Annotated in this window: 21 protein-coding genes; all 21 read right to left on the reverse strand. The window is 42.3% G+C overall.

Going from position 1 to position 17,169, the window contains the following annotated elements:
• Positions 1-8: 8 nt before the first annotated feature.
• Complete coding sequence (gene frr / locus V7Z64_RS00100; RefSeq protein WP_297989797.1) at positions 9-560, reverse strand: ribosome recycling factor; 552 nt, start codon at positions 558-560, stop codon at positions 9-11.
• A gap of 1 nt (position 561) precedes the next feature.
• On the reverse strand, positions 562-1,284 hold the full coding sequence (gene pyrH, locus V7Z64_RS00105; protein WP_297989798.1) for a UMP kinase: 723 nt from the start codon (positions 1,282-1,284) through the stop codon (positions 562-564).
• Positions 1,285-1,345: 61 nt separating this feature from the next.
• Complete coding sequence (gene tsf / locus V7Z64_RS00110; protein WP_297989800.1) at positions 1,346-2,227, reverse strand: translation elongation factor Ts; 882 nt, start codon at positions 2,225-2,227, stop codon at positions 1,346-1,348.
• A 117-nt stretch (positions 2,228-2,344) separates the two neighbouring features.
• Entirely contained in the window at positions 2,345-3,052 is a 708-nt protein-coding gene (gene rpsB, locus V7Z64_RS00115; protein WP_003394841.1) for a 30S ribosomal protein S2, read from the reverse strand.
• Positions 3,053-3,190: 138 nt separating this feature from the next.
• Positions 3,191-3,625 carry a DUF6115 domain-containing protein gene (locus V7Z64_RS00120; protein ID WP_297989803.1) on the reverse strand — a complete coding sequence of 145 codons (435 nt, stop codon included), beginning with the start codon at positions 3,623-3,625 and terminating at the stop codon, positions 3,191-3,193.
• A 10-nt stretch (positions 3,626-3,635) separates the two neighbouring features.
• A complete protein-coding gene (locus tag V7Z64_RS00125) occupies positions 3,636-3,893 on the reverse strand; it encodes a hypothetical protein (RefSeq protein WP_297989805.1) in 258 nt (85 codons plus the stop codon).
• Between the two features lie 42 nt (positions 3,894-3,935).
• Positions 3,936-4,676: a FliA/WhiG family RNA polymerase sigma factor gene (locus V7Z64_RS00130; RefSeq protein ID WP_297989807.1), complete on the reverse strand. Its 741-nt coding sequence runs from the start codon at positions 4,674-4,676 to the stop codon at positions 3,936-3,938.
• A gap of 18 nt (positions 4,677-4,694) precedes the next feature.
• A complete protein-coding gene (locus V7Z64_RS00135; protein WP_297989809.1) occupies positions 4,695-5,009 on the reverse strand; it encodes a hypothetical protein in 315 nt (104 codons plus the stop codon).
• Positions 5,009-5,509 carry a chemotaxis protein CheD gene (locus V7Z64_RS00140; RefSeq protein ID WP_297989811.1) on the reverse strand — a complete coding sequence of 167 codons (501 nt, stop codon included), beginning with the start codon at positions 5,507-5,509 and terminating at the stop codon, positions 5,009-5,011. Before V7Z64_RS00140 ends, V7Z64_RS00135 begins: the two co-directional genes overlap by 1 nt.
• Complete coding sequence (locus V7Z64_RS00145; RefSeq protein ID WP_297989813.1) at positions 5,502-6,137, reverse strand: chemotaxis protein CheC; 636 nt, start codon at positions 6,135-6,137, stop codon at positions 5,502-5,504. The genes V7Z64_RS00140 and V7Z64_RS00145 overlap by 8 nt, the downstream gene beginning before the upstream one ends.
• A 7-nt stretch (positions 6,138-6,144) precedes the next feature.
• Entirely contained in the window at positions 6,145-6,576 is a 432-nt protein-coding gene (locus tag V7Z64_RS00150) for a chemotaxis protein CheW (protein WP_297989815.1), read from the reverse strand.
• A gap of 24 nt (positions 6,577-6,600) precedes the next feature.
• Positions 6,601-8,610, reverse strand: coding sequence for a chemotaxis protein CheA (locus V7Z64_RS00155; protein WP_297989817.1), 2,010 nt, complete (start codon positions 8,608-8,610; stop codon positions 6,601-6,603).
• 14 nt (positions 8,611-8,624) lie between these two features.
• Positions 8,625-9,695: a protein-glutamate methylesterase/protein-glutamine glutaminase gene (locus V7Z64_RS00160; RefSeq protein WP_297989818.1), complete on the reverse strand. Its 1,071-nt coding sequence runs from the start codon at positions 9,693-9,695 to the stop codon at positions 8,625-8,627.
• A gap of 12 nt (positions 9,696-9,707) precedes the next feature.
• Positions 9,708-10,577, reverse strand: a complete 870-nt coding sequence (locus tag V7Z64_RS00165; protein WP_297989821.1) for a MinD/ParA family protein — start codon at positions 10,575-10,577, stop codon at positions 9,708-9,710.
• A complete protein-coding gene (flhF, locus tag V7Z64_RS00170) occupies positions 10,574-11,677 on the reverse strand; it encodes a flagellar biosynthesis protein FlhF (protein ID WP_297989823.1) in 1,104 nt (367 codons plus the stop codon). The genes V7Z64_RS00165 and flhF overlap by 4 nt, the downstream gene beginning before the upstream one ends.
• Entirely contained in the window at positions 11,674-13,710 is a 2,037-nt protein-coding gene (gene flhA, locus V7Z64_RS00175; protein WP_297989826.1) for a flagellar biosynthesis protein FlhA, read from the reverse strand. Before flhA ends, flhF begins: the two co-directional genes overlap by 4 nt.
• A 16-nt stretch (positions 13,711-13,726) precedes the next feature.
• Positions 13,727-14,809, reverse strand: coding sequence for a flagellar biosynthesis protein FlhB (gene flhB / locus V7Z64_RS00180; RefSeq protein WP_297989828.1), 1,083 nt, complete (start codon positions 14,807-14,809; stop codon positions 13,727-13,729).
• 1 nt (position 14,810) lies between these two features.
• Positions 14,811-15,590 carry a flagellar biosynthetic protein FliR gene (gene fliR, locus V7Z64_RS00185; protein WP_219985337.1) on the reverse strand — a complete coding sequence of 260 codons (780 nt, stop codon included), beginning with the start codon at positions 15,588-15,590 and terminating at the stop codon, positions 14,811-14,813.
• The gene (gene fliQ / locus V7Z64_RS00190) at positions 15,587-15,856 is read right to left on the reverse strand and encodes a flagellar biosynthesis protein FliQ (protein ID WP_003394866.1); all 270 of its coding nucleotides are present in this window, start codon (positions 15,854-15,856) and stop codon (positions 15,587-15,589) included. The genes fliR and fliQ overlap by 4 nt, the downstream gene beginning before the upstream one ends.
• A 14-nt stretch (positions 15,857-15,870) precedes the next feature.
• A complete protein-coding gene (fliP, locus tag V7Z64_RS00195) occupies positions 15,871-16,536 on the reverse strand; it encodes a flagellar type III secretion system pore protein FliP (protein WP_297989832.1) in 666 nt (221 codons plus the stop codon).
• Positions 16,529-17,158, reverse strand: a complete 630-nt coding sequence (gene fliZ / locus V7Z64_RS00200) for a flagella biosynthesis regulatory protein FliZ (protein WP_297989834.1) — start codon at positions 17,156-17,158, stop codon at positions 16,529-16,531. Before fliZ ends, fliP begins: the two co-directional genes overlap by 8 nt.
• Positions 17,159-17,169 lie beyond the last annotated feature (11 nt).

A 17,169-nucleotide genomic window follows, 5' to 3' on the forward strand; every position in this document is an offset into this window, starting at 1 on the left:
AGAGGGACTTATACTTCCATAATTTCTTTCTCTTTGTCTTTCGTAATCGCATCGATTTTTGCGATGTGGTCATCTGTTAATTTTTGAATGTCTTCTGTGTAACCACGCAATTCATCTTCTGTAATTTCGCCGTTTTTCTCTAACTTTTTCAACTCATCATTGGCATCGCGACGAATGTTACGCACAGCAACTTTCGCCTCTTCTGCATATTTTTTCACAAGCTTCACAAGTTCCCGGCGACGCTCTTCAGTAAGCGGTGGAATCGCGATGCGAATGACTGAACCGTCATTTGAAGGTGTAAGCCCTAAATCTGATGCTAAAATGGCTTTTTCGATTTCTTTTAATACCGATTTGTCATACGGCTGAATGACAAGAAGACGCGCTTCTGGCACTTGAATACCTGCTAACTGAATAATCGGTGTTGGCATGCCATAATAATCGACCGTAATTTTCTCTAACAAGGCAGGATTTGCTCGCCCAGCACGAACCGTTGCGAGCTCACGAGAAAACGCTTGTACAGCTTTATCCATTTTTTCTTTCGCGTTCGTTAATACTTGCATCTTATTTCCCCCTTACAATTGTTCCAATGTTTTCGCCTAATACAGCACGTTTAATGTTTCCTTCTTCCATAATCGAGAAAACGATAAGTGGAATATCGTTATCCATACATAGTGAAGAAGCAGTTGAATCCATCACGCCTAATCCTTGTTTGATTACATCTAAATAAGATAGTTCATCATACTTCACGGCGTTTTTGTCGACTTTCGGATCGGCACTATATACGCCGTCGACGTTGTTTTTCGCCATTAAAATAACGTCCGCTTCAATTTCTGCCGCACGGAGCGCAGCTGTCGTATCTGTTGAAAAATATGGGTTTCCTGTACCTGCCGCAAAAATGACGACACGTTTCTTCTCTAAATGACGAATAGCTCTTCTGCGGATGTACGGCTCTGCCACTTGACGCATTTCGATAGACGTTTGTACCCGCGTTTGTACACCGAGTTGCTCTAAGCTATCTTGTAGGGCGAGCGAGTTCATCACCGTTGCTAACATGCCCATATAATCCGCCGTGGCACGATCCATCCCCATTTCGCTGCCAACTTTTCCGCGCCAAATGTTTCCGCCGCCAACAACGACAGCCACTTCGACTCCAAGTTCAGCTACTTCTTTCACTTGCTGGGCAATCGATTGAATGACCGCTGGATTAATCCCGAAGCCTTGATCACCAGCTAACGCTTCACCACTTAGTTTTAAAACGACACGTTTATATTTTGGGCTTTCCATTGTAAACCTCCATCCCGTTCTTTAAAAATAGGGAACACGTATGTGTTCCCTATTTGCTTCCTTACTTACGAACTTGGCTCATAACTTCTTCAGCGAAGTTATCTTGACGTTTTTCAATTCCTTCGCCTACTTCGTAACGGATGAAGCTTTTCACCGTTGCGCCATTTGATTCTACAAATTGACGCACTTTCACATCTGGATTTTTGACAAAGCTTTGCTCAAGCAAGCAAATATCCTCAAAGAATTTGCCTAAACGGCCTTCAACCATTTTTTCAACGATGTTTTCTGGTTTGCCTTCGTTTAATGCTTGTTGTTTTAACACTTCACGCTCACGTGCAATTTCATCCGCAGATACTTCATCGCGAGAAACGTATTTTGGATTAATTGCTGCAATGTGCATCGCTACATCTTTTGCCACGTCGCTGTTTGTTGTACCTTCTAATACAGTTAATACGCCGATGCGGCCTCCCATGTGCAAGTATGCACCGAATGCAGCGTTATCATCTTTTTCTACAACAGCAAAACGACGTAACGTAATTTTCTCACCAATTTTAGCAATCGCTGCGTTAATGTGCTCTTCCACTGTTGCACCGTTGTCCATTTTTTGTTGTAGCGCTTCTTCTACTGTTGCAGGCTTATGTTTTAATAAATGTGCTGCTAACTCTTTAACTAACGTTTTAAATCCTTCGTTTTTCGCAACGAAGTCTGTTTCAGAGTTTACTTCTAAAATGACTGCTATATTACCGTCAACCTCAATTAACGTTGTTCCTTCCGCTGCGATGCGATCGGCTTTTTTCGCAGCTTTCGCCATTCCTTTTTCACGAAGCCAGTCAATCGCTTTTTCCATATCTCCGTTTGTTTCTGTTAACGCCTTTTTGCAGTCCATCATCCCTGCGCCTGTTTTTTCGCGCAACTCTTTTACCATTTGAGCAGTAATTGCCATGTTCAACATCCTCCTTTTTTATGTGCAAAATCGTATGTACAGCTTGTAAATGTAGCATGCCCGATTTTCTTAAAAAAAGGTGATAAAAGGCTTCCCCTCTTATCACCTTTCACATGCTTACTCAGCTGTGACAACGGCTTCTTCGCCTTGCTTTGCTTCTAAAATCGCATCGGCAATTTTAGATGTAAGAAGTTTCACAGCACGAATCGCATCGTCGTTTGCAGGAATGACGTAGTCGATTTCGTCTGGATCACAGTTTGTATCCACGATTCCGATGATCGGAATGTTTAATTTGCGAGCTTCTGCAACGGCAATGCGCTCTTTACGTGGGTCGATAACAAACAACGCGTCTGGCAATTCTTTCATTTCTTTAATACCGCCTAAAAACTTTTCAAGACGCTCTAATTCTTTCTTTAGTTTTACCACTTCTTTTTTAGGCAATACGTCGAATGTGCCATCTTCAGCCATTCTTTCGATTTCTTTTAAACGTTTAATACGTTTTTGAATCGTTGCAAAGTTTGTTAACGTTCCACCTAACCAACGTTGGTTGACGTAGAACATGCCAGAACGTTCTGCTTCTTCTTTTACAGAATCTTGTGCTTGTTTTTTCGTACCAACAAATAAGATCGTGCCGCCATTTGCTGCAAGTTCTTTAACGAAGTTGTACGCTTCTTCTACTTTTTTCACTGTTTTTTGCAAGTCAATGATATAAATACCATTGCGCTCAGTGAAAATGTATTTTTTCATTTTTGGGTTCCAGCGACGTGTTTGGTGCCCGAAGTGAACCCCTGCTTCAAGCAACTGTTTCATTGAAATAACAGACATCTTTCATCCTCCTACATGGTTTTTTCCTCCGCTCATGTCATTTTTAAGCAAGACTGCAAAGCAGCACCGTTGCTTAAATCGATGAGCGTGTGTATTCACACCAAGTAGAACTATATCACAATTAAAAAACACATTCAACTACTTTTGGTGAAATTTAAGCAAAAGCTCCATTTCCGTCTTGCCGCGTTTTAATGTTTTCGCTATTTCGTCAATCGTTTTTCCTTGTTGTTGAAGCTTTAACGCTTCCGAAACGAGCGATTCAAGCGATTGCTCCCCGTTTGGTTTCGCAGTCGACAATTCGACTTGATCGATCACTTGCTCGACTGGAAGCAAAGGAGGCGCTTCTTTTTTCTTTTGACGAACAGGCGAGGATGTAATTTGTTTAACAAACCGCTCGTTCTCTTCTTTAAATTGCATTAAATATGTCGTCATCATCGTTTCCATTTCGCGAAGCCATTCCGCTTGCTCCTTTTCTGCCTCTTTCACCTTCATCCACTTTAACGATAAAAGAATAATGAGAAAGAGCGAAATGCCGTGCAAAACGAAGCTAATCATCCATAAAAACGTCGTCATAGCATCCCTCTTATCCGATGAAGTCAATGTGTGTCCCTTTGTAAGGGTGTTTGCTCTTCTCTCTTTTTTTAGCATGTTTTTTCCATTTTGTTTGTTCGCTTCGTTCGGCTTTCGTCACTTGTTGCCGAATGCGCTCATCTTGTTTTTTCATCTCTGCTGCAAGCTGTTGTTGAGCAAGCTGTCCGTACTGTTGCATATGTTCTTGCCATTTTCCGAGCTCGTGCGTTTTCGGCAACGCGACTTGTAACTCAACTAATTTAAAGCTCATATTTTTCACTTCCTTCATAAAATTGATGAAGGACTGCCATCATTACATAGCTTGCTCAATCAATTTGCGCATTTTAAATAATGCTTTAGCATGAATTTGGGAAATACGCGACGTTGACAGTCCCATAACATGCCCGATTTCTGTGAACGTCAATTCTTCTTTGTAAAACAAACTAACGACCAATTGTTCTTTTTCATTTAACTGTTGAATGACATCGGCTAATTGGGCAATTTGTTCTTCGCGCAACACATATTCTTCAGGGGATAGCGATTGATCGTCACGAATGGTAAACGACGTTTGGTCGTCATCATCATCAAACGGCCGTTCATCAAGCGATAAGATGTGAGCGAAAAATTGTTCGCTCATGACAGCATACACTTCATCTTCTGACATGTTTAATGCTTCAGCGACTTCTTTAGCACTTATTTCGCGCATGTACGTTTGTTGCAGCTGTTCGATCGTTGCTTCAATTTTTTTTGCCTTTTCTCGCACGCTGCGCGGAAGCCAATCTTCTTTCCGCAATCCATCTAAAATCGCTCCGCGAATGCGGAATGACGCGTACGTATCGAATTTTAAATCGCGTGACGGATCAAATTTTTCGAGCGCATCGTACAAGCCGAATAAAGCTAAGCTTTTCAGTTCTTCTTTCCTCACGCTTTTCGGAAGGGATGAAGCGATACGTTGGACGTGATAATCGACAAGTGGCATATATTTTTCAATGAGTTGATCGCCCGCTTCCCGATCGCGAGCGTCTATCCACTTTTGCCAACATTGTTCAATCATATCATCCCCCCTAGGAAATTATTTTTCCTCTTGCCTTAACAGTTGACGAATATATTGCGCGACTTTTTGTTGCTCTTCTTCGCTCAAACCTTCAATCATTTGCTCTACATGTTCATCATTTCGTTCCGTCCGTGAAACGTCTGGAGTGGATTCATCTTTTTGAATAAAGGCGACCATCCAGCGAATGACAAAAGCAAAAACAAAGAAAATAGCAAATGCGAGAAAGGCGCGTATCATAGACGTCCATATACTATTTTGCAACAACGAGGAAAAAAAAGCGATCATACAGCCGAATAAGGCGAAAACAACGTTAAACTTCCATGTACTAGCCATTACATTTCCCGTACCCCTTGATTTACTGTTCGAATGAGCAATATGCCTGTTTTCGGATGAAATTCAATCGTCCGACCACTACTTCCTCCGACGTCTTCAGCGACGATCGGGATGCGGAAGCGTTGAAGCTGTTCGCGGACGGCTTCAACGTTGCGCGGTCCAATACGCATCATATCTGTCGTTCCTGTTCGAAATTGAAACATTTGCGCACCACCAGCCATTTTTGCTTTTAAATGACCGTTTCTTCCTCCTGCCCCGATGACGCGGCGTATTAACTCTTCAATCGCGGTATCAGCATATTTCGCTACATTCATTTGTTCGGATTTTGCTAACGATGAGTCTGGCAACATGATATGCGCCATCCCTGCCACTTCTTTTGCTACATCGTATACGACCACGCCAACGCATGAGCCAAGTCCGCATGTACGAATGACATGTGGCGCTTTCACCACATTCATGTCAGCAATTCCGACTTTAACGACGTGAACAATTTCACTCATCATGTTCCACACCTAAAGCGCGAAAGATAGTATGAAACGATTCAGGGTCAGGAAGTAAGAAAAAGTGGCCATTTACACGATCATTCGGCTGATGCTCCTCATGAATCGCTGTATCTACGACAATGACATGATCGCCGACGCGCGACATTTCAATTAAACCGTAACTTAAAATCGCTCCGATCATATCAATGCTAAGCGCCGGAACAGATGGATATAAATTTAAGTTCGTAAAATCGGATAAAGAAGATAAATATGAACCAGCTAAAATGTTGCCAAGCTCCTGCAAAGCAGAGAGCGACAATTCCGAACAATCTTGTTCAAGTTGAAATTGTTCATCACCAATCATTTGCTGAATGAACCGTTCCGCTTGTTCAAGCGATAACACGAAAAACATGTTGCCGGGAGCATCCCCTTCAATGCGTAAAAAGACGGCAGCAACGACATTATCAGCTCCCCCGACAATGTCCATCATTTCATCAAATGAAATGATACGCACATCAGGAATCGTCATTTCTATTCTTTTATTTAGCAACTTCGATAACGCTGTTGCTGCATGACCCGCTCCGATATTTCCAATCTCTTTTAGTATGTCCATATGGACGGTATCCATCCGTTCAAAATATGACATGGACAAATTATCCTTTCTCTGTTTTTAATACTTTTTCTAAGTTTAATAAAATAAATAAACGTTTTCCGATTTTTACGACGCCATTAATATAGTCTGCTGTTGCTGCATCGACTACTTCCGGCGGCGGTTCGATCGCTTCTGTGTCAATATCAACGACATCATTCGCCGCATCAACAATCAAACCCACTTCAACATCATCAATTGCGACGATAATGACGCGCGTATGGTCAGAAAACTCCGCTTCCTCTAAGCCAAAACGCATACGCAAGTCGATAATAGGGGTAACAACCCCACGCAAATTAATTACACCTTTCACATACTTCGGAACGCGAGGTACACGCGTAATATGTTGAATTTTTTCAATCGAACGTACTTGTTGAACCGGAATGGCGTATTCTTCATCTTTTAATTGGAATACAATCACTTTCAGCTCAGCCACATCAAATCCCCCTCTCGCTTGTCCCTACTTAATTAATGCGTTGCAATCAATAATGAGTGCGACTTGTCCGTCACCTAAAATCGTCGCCCCCGAAATGGCAAACACGGACGTTAAGTAGTTGCCAAGCGATTTTAACACTACTTCTTGTTGACCGATGAACGAGTCAACGACAAGCCCTGCCATTTTCTCACCTTTACGTACAATAACAACAGATAAAAAGTCTTCTTCCTCTTTGGAGACTGGCACGTCAAAAATATCTTTTAAGAATAAAAGCGGAACGACTTTTCCACGGAAATCGATAACTTTTTGATTATGGGCATGTAAAATATCTTCTTTTTTCACAATCGCTGTTTCAATAATCGATGACAGCGGAATGGCATATTTTTCCTTTTGAATTTCTACTAGCATGACAGAAATAATGGACAGTGTGAGCGGCAGCTGAATGGAAAAGACAGACCCAGCTCCTTCTTCTGAATCAATCGATACCGATCCACCAAGCGATTCGATCGTACTTTTTACAACGTCTAATCCGACACCGCGTCCGGAAATATCAGATACTTTATCTGCCGTTGAAAATCCTGACGCAAAAATAAGTTCATACACTTGTTTATCTGTTAAGTTCGCCGCATTTTGTTCAGAGACGATGCCTTTACTTATCGCCTTCTTTAACACTTTTTCGCGGCTAATGCCTGCACCGTCATCTTCAATTTCAATAAACACATGGTTTCCGCTATGATACGCTTTTAACTTTACTGTTCCTTCTTCCGGTTTTCCTTTCGCCCGACGCACATCTGGCGTTTCAATGCCGTGATCGATGGCGTTGCGCAACAAGTGAACGAGCGGATCACCAATTTCGTCAATGACTGTGCGATCAAGCTCCGTTTCTGCTCCAATAATTTCAAGATTAATTTTCTTTCCTAAATCGCGAGCTAATTGCCGTACCATGCGCGGAAAGCGGTTAAATACCGTTTCGACCGGTACCATGCGCATATTTAAAATAATGTTTTGTAAATCTCCCGAAATGCGTGACATCCGCTCGACCGTCTCATGCAATTCAGGATTGTTCAGTTCGCGCGAAATTTGCTCCAATCGTCCGCGATCAATCACAAGCTCTTCAAATAAGTTCATTAGTACGTCTAAACGTTCAATGTTGACGCGAATCGTCTTGTTGCTTACTTGTTTTCCAGTTGCTTTTTCTTCTTGTCCTTCTTGCTTTTTCTCGACGGCTTGCTCTACTGCTTGTTGCTCTTCTTTTTGTTCGTGTTTTGTTTCCGTCGTTTTTTCTTCTTCCGTAGATCGATGTAAGTTCACTCGTTGAACAATGACTTGCTCCACTTCCGACACTTTCATGATTCGCTTTTGTAACTCGTCTTCTAATACTTTTGTCACAACTGTGACAACAAATTGATCATCGAACTGTTCTGCTTCTAGCATCTCAACGGTCGGAACGGATTTAATGACTTCTCCAATTTGTTCAATCACTTCAAAAATCATAAACACACGCGCTGCTTTTAATAAGCAGTCGGAGCGCAATTTTACAGTTACTTCATAACTATGAAATCCTTGCTCAACTGATTGTTTTAAAATAGTATATTCAAATTCATCATACGTTTGTTCATGTGTTGGAGCTGGTTTTTGTGGAGCGGCGACCACTTCCCCTTTTTCGATTTGCTTTAGCTGGGCGACAACATTTGTAACATCACGCTTCCCATCTCCGCCTTCAGAAATAGAAACGACCATCGCTTCTAAATCATCGACAGCGCGAAAAATGACATCAAGCAATTCAGGTGTCACAACAATTTTTCCGTTACGGATCGCATCAAGCACATTTTCCATTTGATGAGTCAAATTCGCCAAGTCTTCAAAACCCATCGTTGCTGACATTCCTTTTAACGTATGCGCAGAACGAAAAATTTCATTGACGATCGACACATCATCTGGATTTTTTTCAAGTTCTAACAATTGTTCGTTAATCGTTTGTAAATGTTCTCTACTTTCATCAATAAACACTTCGAGGTATTGACTCATGTCCATTGTTCCTATCCCCCTCAAACTTTTACGTGCTTCATTACCGCTTCAGCAATGTCATCAACGTGAACGATTTCATCAACAACGTTTGCAGCAATGGCTGATTTCGGCATACCGAATACGACGGAAGATTCGGCGGACTCTGCGATGACGAATGTCTTTCCAGACGCTTTTAGCTGTTTCAGCCCTGCTGTGCCATCTGCCCCCATGCCTGTCATAATAACAGCAATTTTTTCGTAGTCCGTTAACGCACTTAACGACTCGAACATCACGTCAACGGAAGGACGATGTCCATTGCGCGGCGCTGCTTCATCGAGATGAATCGCAAGCGATGTGCCAACACGTTTCACATATAAATGTTTTCCTCCTGGCGCAATATACGCCGTGCCTTTTTGGATGATCTCGCCATCTTCCGCTTCTTTGACGCGAATATGACTTAACGAGTCCAGACGGGTGGCCAACGATTTTGTAAACCCTTTTGGCATATGTTGAACGACTAAAATCGGCGCATCAATCGTTGCCGGAAATTTCGTTAGCACATGTTGGAGAGCGCGTGGTCCACCTGTCGATGTGCCAATGGCAATCACTTTTTTCGTTCCGCCCACGCTTTGTCGTTCGCTTACCTCTATTTTACTATATTGTTTTTGTGGTAACATAGACATTTTTTGCTTTGTTTTGACTGTTCGCAAATTCGCTTCGCTTGCTAAAAGCACTTTTTCGATCATTTTATCTTTAATTTTATATAAATCTAGCGAAATGGCACCCGATGGCTTAGCGATAAAATCAACCGCACCGTATTGCAGCGCTAAAATAGTATTTTCTGCCCCTTCCTTCGTTGTGCTTGAAATCATAACGACAGGAAGCGGATGTTTTTGCATAATATGCTTTAACGTCTCAAGCCCGTTCATGACGGGCATCTCAACGTCTAACGTCACGACATCCGGTTGGAGCTGCTCAATTTTTTGCAACGCTTCTTGCCCATCGCGCGCTGTGCCAACAACGGTCAAACGCGGATGCTGTGACAAAAAGTCGCTAATCAATTTTCGCATAAAAGCAGAGTCATCAACGACGAGCACTTTTGCTTTATTCACAGCGATGATAACCTACCTTTCTAAAAAGTATTGACGCAACTTCGCAAAAAAGTGAAATGGACGTTTCGTTTGCCCTTCATGCTCTTCATTCGCCAAATAGCGTTCAGTCATTTGTATGACCGCCTTGCTTGCTTTCGCACTCGGATCAAATATAAGAAAAGGCGTTTGACGAATAACGGCATTGCTTACCGTGCGATCTTCAGGTACGTACCCTAAAGCGTGCAGTTCTTTTCCTAAAAAACGTTTCGCTACTTGCTTTAGACGTTGCAACGTCTCTGTTCCTTCTTTGTCGGAACGGGCGCGATTGACTAACACATAAATCGGAAGTTGATGGTCTGCTAAATGAATGTATTTCATCGTCGCATACGCATCTGTTAACGCTGTTGGTTCAGGCGTCGTCACGATGAAAATATCGTCAACTGCCTTCAATAACTGAAGGCGATCTTCGGACATGCCTGCCCCCATATCGAAAATGATGTAATCATACTGCTCGGAAACAAGTTGTAGTTGTTCAATGAAATATTGTACTTTCTGTTCATCCATGTGAAAAATGTCCGTCAATCCCGTTCCGCCAGCGATAAACGACAAGTTTTCTGGTCCTGTTTTTATAATATCATGAATCGTTACGTTAGGACGAAAAATATCGATAATCGTGTGGGATGATGTTTGTCCAAGCAAAATATCGATATTTCCCATACCGATATCCATATCAAACAATAATACGTTTTTTCCGCGTTGGCGTAGTGCTAAAGAAAAGTTTAATGACACGTTCGATTTTCCAACGCCACCTTTGCCGCTTAATACAGCAATTGCTTTCGTTTCTGTTTTATGTTGCATTTTTTTCACGCGTAAACGTAAGCTTTCAGCTTGATCTCTCATCATCGTTGCTCGACCCCGGTAATCATATTTGCAACAAGCTGTGGAGTAGCCTCAACAATATCGTCGGGTACGTTTTGTCCGTGCGTCACATACGCCGCCCCGATGCCACATTGGATCATCATGTTTATCATCGCGCCATGTCGGCTCGTTTCATCGACTTTTGTAAAAATAAACTTATGAATAGGAATAATTGAAAACTGATCGTAAATGTCTTTCATATCTCGCCATTTTGCCGTTAACGATAGGACGAGAAATGTTTCCATTTCCTCGTTAAAATCAATCATTTCTTTCAAATCATTCACATATTGAGCATTGCGAAAGTTCCGTCCCGCAGTATCAATAAAAACGATATCGTATGACGCGAGCTTCTCTTTCGCTTGACGAAAATCGTCTAGATTGTAACATACTTCAAGTGGTACATGTAAAATTTTTGCGTACGTTTTCAACTGGTCAATCGCAGCAATGCGATACGTATCTGTCGTAATAAACGCTACCTTTTTACGATGTTTAATGACGCAATCAGCTGCCATTTTGGCAAGCGTCGTCGTTTTGCCAACCCCTGTCGGCCCGACGACGTTAATATATTTTTTTTGAAATGAAATCCCACCAAATGACAAGGAAGATAATGTTTGAACGATGTCGTCATAAAGCCACTGTTTCACTTCGTCTGAAGCGTTCGCCCCAGACGTATACCATCGTTGCAACAACGTAGACATGAACATCGCACGCACATCATCGCTTATTTCTTGGTCGATTAAATGCGCATCAATGGCTTTTAGAGGGGACGGATAATGCTCCATTCCCCCTCCTTGCGACAATTGATGGATCGTCGCTTTTAATTGCTGAATTTCTTTTAATAGTTGCTCATCACGCAACGGTTCGATTCGTTCTTTTCGTTTTTCTTTTATTTGTTGCACAGGCGGAGTGGTTGGTTTTGGGTCAATGGCAGCAATGACCTCAATATTTTTTCGCGAAAACAGCCCAAGAAAGCCTTTTTTATGAACGACTTTCGAATTTAAAATGACCGCATCATTTCCAAGTTCCGCTCGAATCATTTTCATCGCTTCTGGCATCGATGAAGCAACAAACTTTTTCACTTTCATTCGACATTCACCACCCCAACACTTTGAACTTCCACGTTTGCTTCAAGTTCATTATACGACAACACCGGAACGTGGCGGAAATACCGCTCGGTTAGTTGTCTCACATACATGCGCACAGCAGGTGAGCAAAGCAAAATTGGCGATTGATCTTGAAACGGAAATTGTTCGATTTGCATGGCAATCGCTTCGATTATAGCTTGAGAAACGACCGGATCTAGCGCTAAATAATTACCATGCTCCGTTTGTTGCACACCTTCGGCAATCATTTTTTCAACTTTCCCTGATAATGTAATGACGCGCAACGGCTGCCCTTCAACAACATATTGGCTCGTAATTTGGCGAGCGAGTGCTTGACGAACGTACTCCGTTAAAAGATCTGGATCTGTCGTCATTCGCCCAAAATCGGCAAGCGTTTCAAAAATGATTGGCAAGTTGCGAATGGACACTTTTTCACGTAATAAATTGGCAAGTACTTTTTGAATGTCACCAACCGACAGCGGATTCGGCGTTACTTCTTCCACTAAAATTGGATATGATTCTTTCACATGATCGATCAGCTGCTTCGTTTCTTGACGGCCGAGCAACTCGTGTGCGTGCGCTTTTAATAGCTCCGTAATATGCGTCGATACGACAGATGGCGGGTCAACGACTGTATATCCGAACATTTCAGCCCGCTCCTTCATATCTTCAGAAATCCATTTTGCTGGTAAACCGAACGCCGGCTCAATTGTATCAATTCCTTCAATTGCATCATCGTCAATGCCGGGGCTCATCGCTAAATAATGATCAAGCAACAACTCACCACGTGCCACTTCGTTTCCTTTAATTTTTAAGCGATATTCATTCGGTTGCAGTTGAATATTGTCACGAATGCGCACAACTGGAATAACTATACCAAGCTCTAAAGCTAATTGACGACGTATCATCACGATACGATCTAATAAATCCCCGCCTTGATTGGCATCGGCGAGCGGAATAAGCCCATAACCGAACTCAAATTCAATTGGGTCAACACTTAGCAAACTTACAACGCTTTCTGGACTTTTCATTTGATCCATCTCTCGTTCTTCTTCTGTTTCTTCCGGTACCGCCTCCGGCACATGAGCCTGCTTCGATAATTGATATGCCCCAAACGCGAGCAATGCCGCGATCGGAACGGTTAACAAGTCATGAATCGGCGTCAACAATCCAAGTAAAAAAATCGTTCCCGCTGTGACATATAACATTTTCGGATAAGCAAACAACTGGCGCATAATATCGGCGCCTAAATTATCATCCGAGGCGGCACGCGTAACGACAATACCTGTCGCAGTAGAAATTAATAACGCCGGGATTTGGCTAACAATTCCATCTCCAACCGTTAATAATGTATATCGTCTAGCTGCTTCACCAATATCCATACCTTGTTGCACCATTCCGATAACGATACCAAACAACATGTTGATAAGAACGATAATAATGCCTGCGATCGCATCACCTTTGACGAACTTGCTCGCTCCGTCCATCGCGCCATAAAAATCAGCTTCTTGAGCAATTTTTTCGCGCCTTTCTCTCGCTTGCTGCTCGGAAATGATTCCGGCATTTAAGTCCGCATCAATGCTCATTTGCTTTCCCGGCATAGCATCAAGCGTAAAGCGCGCTGCTACTTCCGATACACGCTCTGCCCCTTTTGTAATGACGACAAATTGAATAATGACTAAAATTAAAAAGACGACAAACCCGACGACAACATTTCCGCCGATCACAAACGTCCCAAACGTTTCGACTACCCCACCAGCTTCTCCTCTGCTTAAAATCGAGCGAGTTGTTGAGACGTTTAAACCGAGGCGAAACAACGTAAGTAAAAGAAGAAGCGAAGGGAAAATCGAAAACTGGAGCGGTTCGCGCATATTCATCGACGTTAAGAGAACGAGCAGCGCAAGAGAAATATTGAAAATGATGAGGACGCTAAGCAACCACGATGGTAGGGGAATAATAAGCATCGCTACAATTAATACAACCATAAGTAATACAGACAAATCCCTTGCCGACATAAACGTTCTCTCCTATTTACAGTTTGTTTTTCATCTTGTAGACGTACGCTAAAATTTCCGCCACCGCTTTAAAAAAAGCTTCTGGAATAACCATTCCGACATCTGTTTGATCGTATAGCGCACGTGCGAGTGGACGATTTTCAACGATCATGACATCATGCTTTTTAGCGATGTCTTTTATTTTCTGTGCCATGTAATCCGCCCCTTTAGCGACAACGATCGGGGCGTCTGCCTGTTGTTCATCATATTTTAAGGCAACTGCAAAATGCGTTGGGTTGGTAATGACGACATCTGCCTTTGGCACTTCTTGCATCATGCGGCGCATCGCCATTTCCCTTTGTTTTTGTTTAATGCGTGATTTAATGAGCGGATCCCCTTCTGTCTTTTTATATTCGTCTTTAATGTCTTGTTTCGACATACGAATATTTTTTTCAAAATCGTACCGTTGATACAAATAATCGAATATCGAAAGAAACAATAAAGCGACAGAAGCGGCGATGCCCATTTGAATCGTTAACCGTCCGAGCGTTGCCGCAATCGCACCGATCGATTTGTGCGATAACGATAAAATATCATCGATATGCAACCATAATACAGAGAATGTAACAACTCCGACAAACAATACTTTTAAAATCGATTTTAATAATTCGACGATCGCTCGCAGCGAAAATATACGTTTAAATCCTTGAATCGGATCGAGTTTGCTTAGTTTCATTTGTAACGGCTCCGTCGTAAATAAAAAGCCGACTTGTACAAAGTTTGCAAATAGTGCCGCAGCGATCGCCGCTAAAAAAATCGGGCCGACGAGCATCGCGAGCTGCTGGAGAAGATCCATGAAAATGAGCTGCACCGAATGAACGGTAACGTCCATGAAAAAATAATGCTGAAACGACTGACGAAACAGCCGTACCACCGCATCTCCCCACGCGCCTGAAGAAAAAGAAAGCACGATAAAAACAACGAGCATCAAAAAGGCAGCGGTCGCATCAGCACTTTTCGCCACTTGCCCTTTTTTACGCACTTCTTGCCGCTTCCTCGGCGTCGCTTTTTCTGTCTTTTCCCCAGCGAAAAACTGTAAATCAACCGACAGCCAGCTCACGTTATGCGCCTCCTAGTAATTTCATCATGCCGCGCATCGACATAAAAGTCAGTTCGAACAACTGTTTCGTAACAACAAACATGCTTGAAAACACAATGATAAACAAAACGAAACTAACTATAATTTTTACAGGTAAACCGATGACGAAAATGTTCATTTGCGGAACTGTCCGAGCGACAATGCCGAGCGCTACATCGACTAAAAATAAACACCCGACAATCGGAATAGCCATTTGCAACGCAATGACAAACATCGCTTGAAATAAACGGACAACTTGTTCTGCAACGGCTCCATTCCCAAAAGGGACGAGGTGGTCAACCGGAATGAATCGATAGCTATAAAAAATACCGTCTAACAACAAATGATGTCCATTGACGGCTAACAAAAAAAATAATGCGATCGTATATAAATATTGCCCCATCAATGGGCTTTGGGCACCTGTTTGTGGATCAATGACGTTTGCAATAGCAAAACCCATTTGGAAATCAATGAGTCCGCCTGCAATTTGAATCGCCGACATAATCATAAAAGCAACAAGACCGATAAGTAATCCGACAAGCACTTCTTTAATGAGCAGCATCATATACGTTCCGTCAATATTTAATGGCTCTGGATCAAGGGAAAAAAACATGAGCCAACTAATGAAAAAAGCAAAACCGATTTTATGAACGTTCGGTATATTTCGATACGAAAATAGCGGCATCGTAACAAAGAAGGAAGCGACGCGCGCAAAAATAAGTAAAAAAGTCGGTATATACGTATATAGCTCCATACGTTTCATCCTACAAATTTACTTAAGTTACTAAAAATGTTGTATGCATATGAAATCATGCGTGAAAGCATCCACGGGCCAAAGAAAATAAGACCGAGCAACACAGCGACAATTTTCGGAACGAATGCTAACGTCTGTTCTTGAATTTGCGTCGTCGCTTGCAAAATGCTAACAAATAATCCTACTGCCAACGCAAGCAACATGAGCGGTCCACATACAATAAGCACCATATATACGCCACGTTCGGCAACTTGAATGACAAAATCGGGACTCATATTTCCCACCTACTTTAAAAGCTTTCTAGTAACGATTTAACAACTAAATACCAACCATCGACGAGAACAAATAATAAAATTTTAAATGGCAATGAAATCATGACCGGCGGCAACATCATCATCCCCATCGACATGAGCACACTAGCAACAATCATATCGATAACTAAAAACGGGATAAATAACATAAAGCCAATTTGAAAAGCGGTTTTTAATTCGCTAATCGCAAAAGCAGGAACGAGCGCTGACATCGGAATATCTTGCACCGTTTTCGGCTGTTCAACCCCTGCGTAGCTTAAAAATAACGCTAAATCTTTTTGGCGCGTATGTTTGCTCATAAACTCTTTCAGCGGTACTTCCGCCCGCTCATATGCTTCTTCTAAGTTTATTTGTTCATCGAATAACGGCTGCAACGCCTCGCGATTAATTTGTTGAAATGTCGGTGCCATGATGAAAAATGTTAAAAATAGTGATAGCCCAATTAACACTTGGTTTGGCGGCATTTGTTGCGTTCCAAGCGCTGTTCTAACAAACGATAAAACGATGACGATGCGCGTAAACGATGTGACCATAATTAAAATGCCAGGCGCCATCGACAAGACGGTTAACAACAATAACAGCTTCACAGATGTAGCAACATTTTCGGGCGCACTATTGTTAAAAAACTGCATCACTTCATTCATGTTGATCCCTTTCTTTTTCCAACGCGCTCATTGCTTTTTTTCGCTCATGAGCTAGCTGTTGTAGCTCTTGATTGAACAGCTGACGAAAGCGAGGTTCGCTCGCTTTCCGCTGCCAAAGCGACTGCAGCGATTTCCATACGCCCGCCGCATCAAGCATGGAGTCGAGGCGCGCTTCATGTTGCTTAAGCAGCTCTTCAATTTCTTGTTCATCGGTAATTTCCTTTAATAAGTGAATCGACTCGCCTACACCGACAACAAACACACGCCGACCAACTTTCACAATTTGAATGGTCCGATTCGTTCCTAAACTTGTCCCACCTAAATGTTGAATGAGCCCTTTTCGCTCATAAAATCGGTTTTGTTTATTTAACCATCTTAAAAGCGAATATAGTAAAAAGATAACAAACGCCGTCGCAGCAATGAGTTTAACAAAATCCCAAACGGTAACAGGAGACGGTTGGGCAATCGTTTCATTTGGCGCATCATTGTTCGTTTGTTGTTCCTTACATGCTTCTGGATGCTCTAAACATTCTTTCACGCTATTCGTTTGTTCTGCAAAAGCAGGAGAAACTGCTTGCAGAACAACGAACGCGCACAATATGATCATGCGGATATAGCGCAATGAATTCCACC

Source organism: Anoxybacillus sp. (assembly GCF_036834105.1).
Taxonomy (GTDB): Bacteria; Bacillota; Bacilli; order Bacillales; family Anoxybacillaceae; genus Anoxybacillus.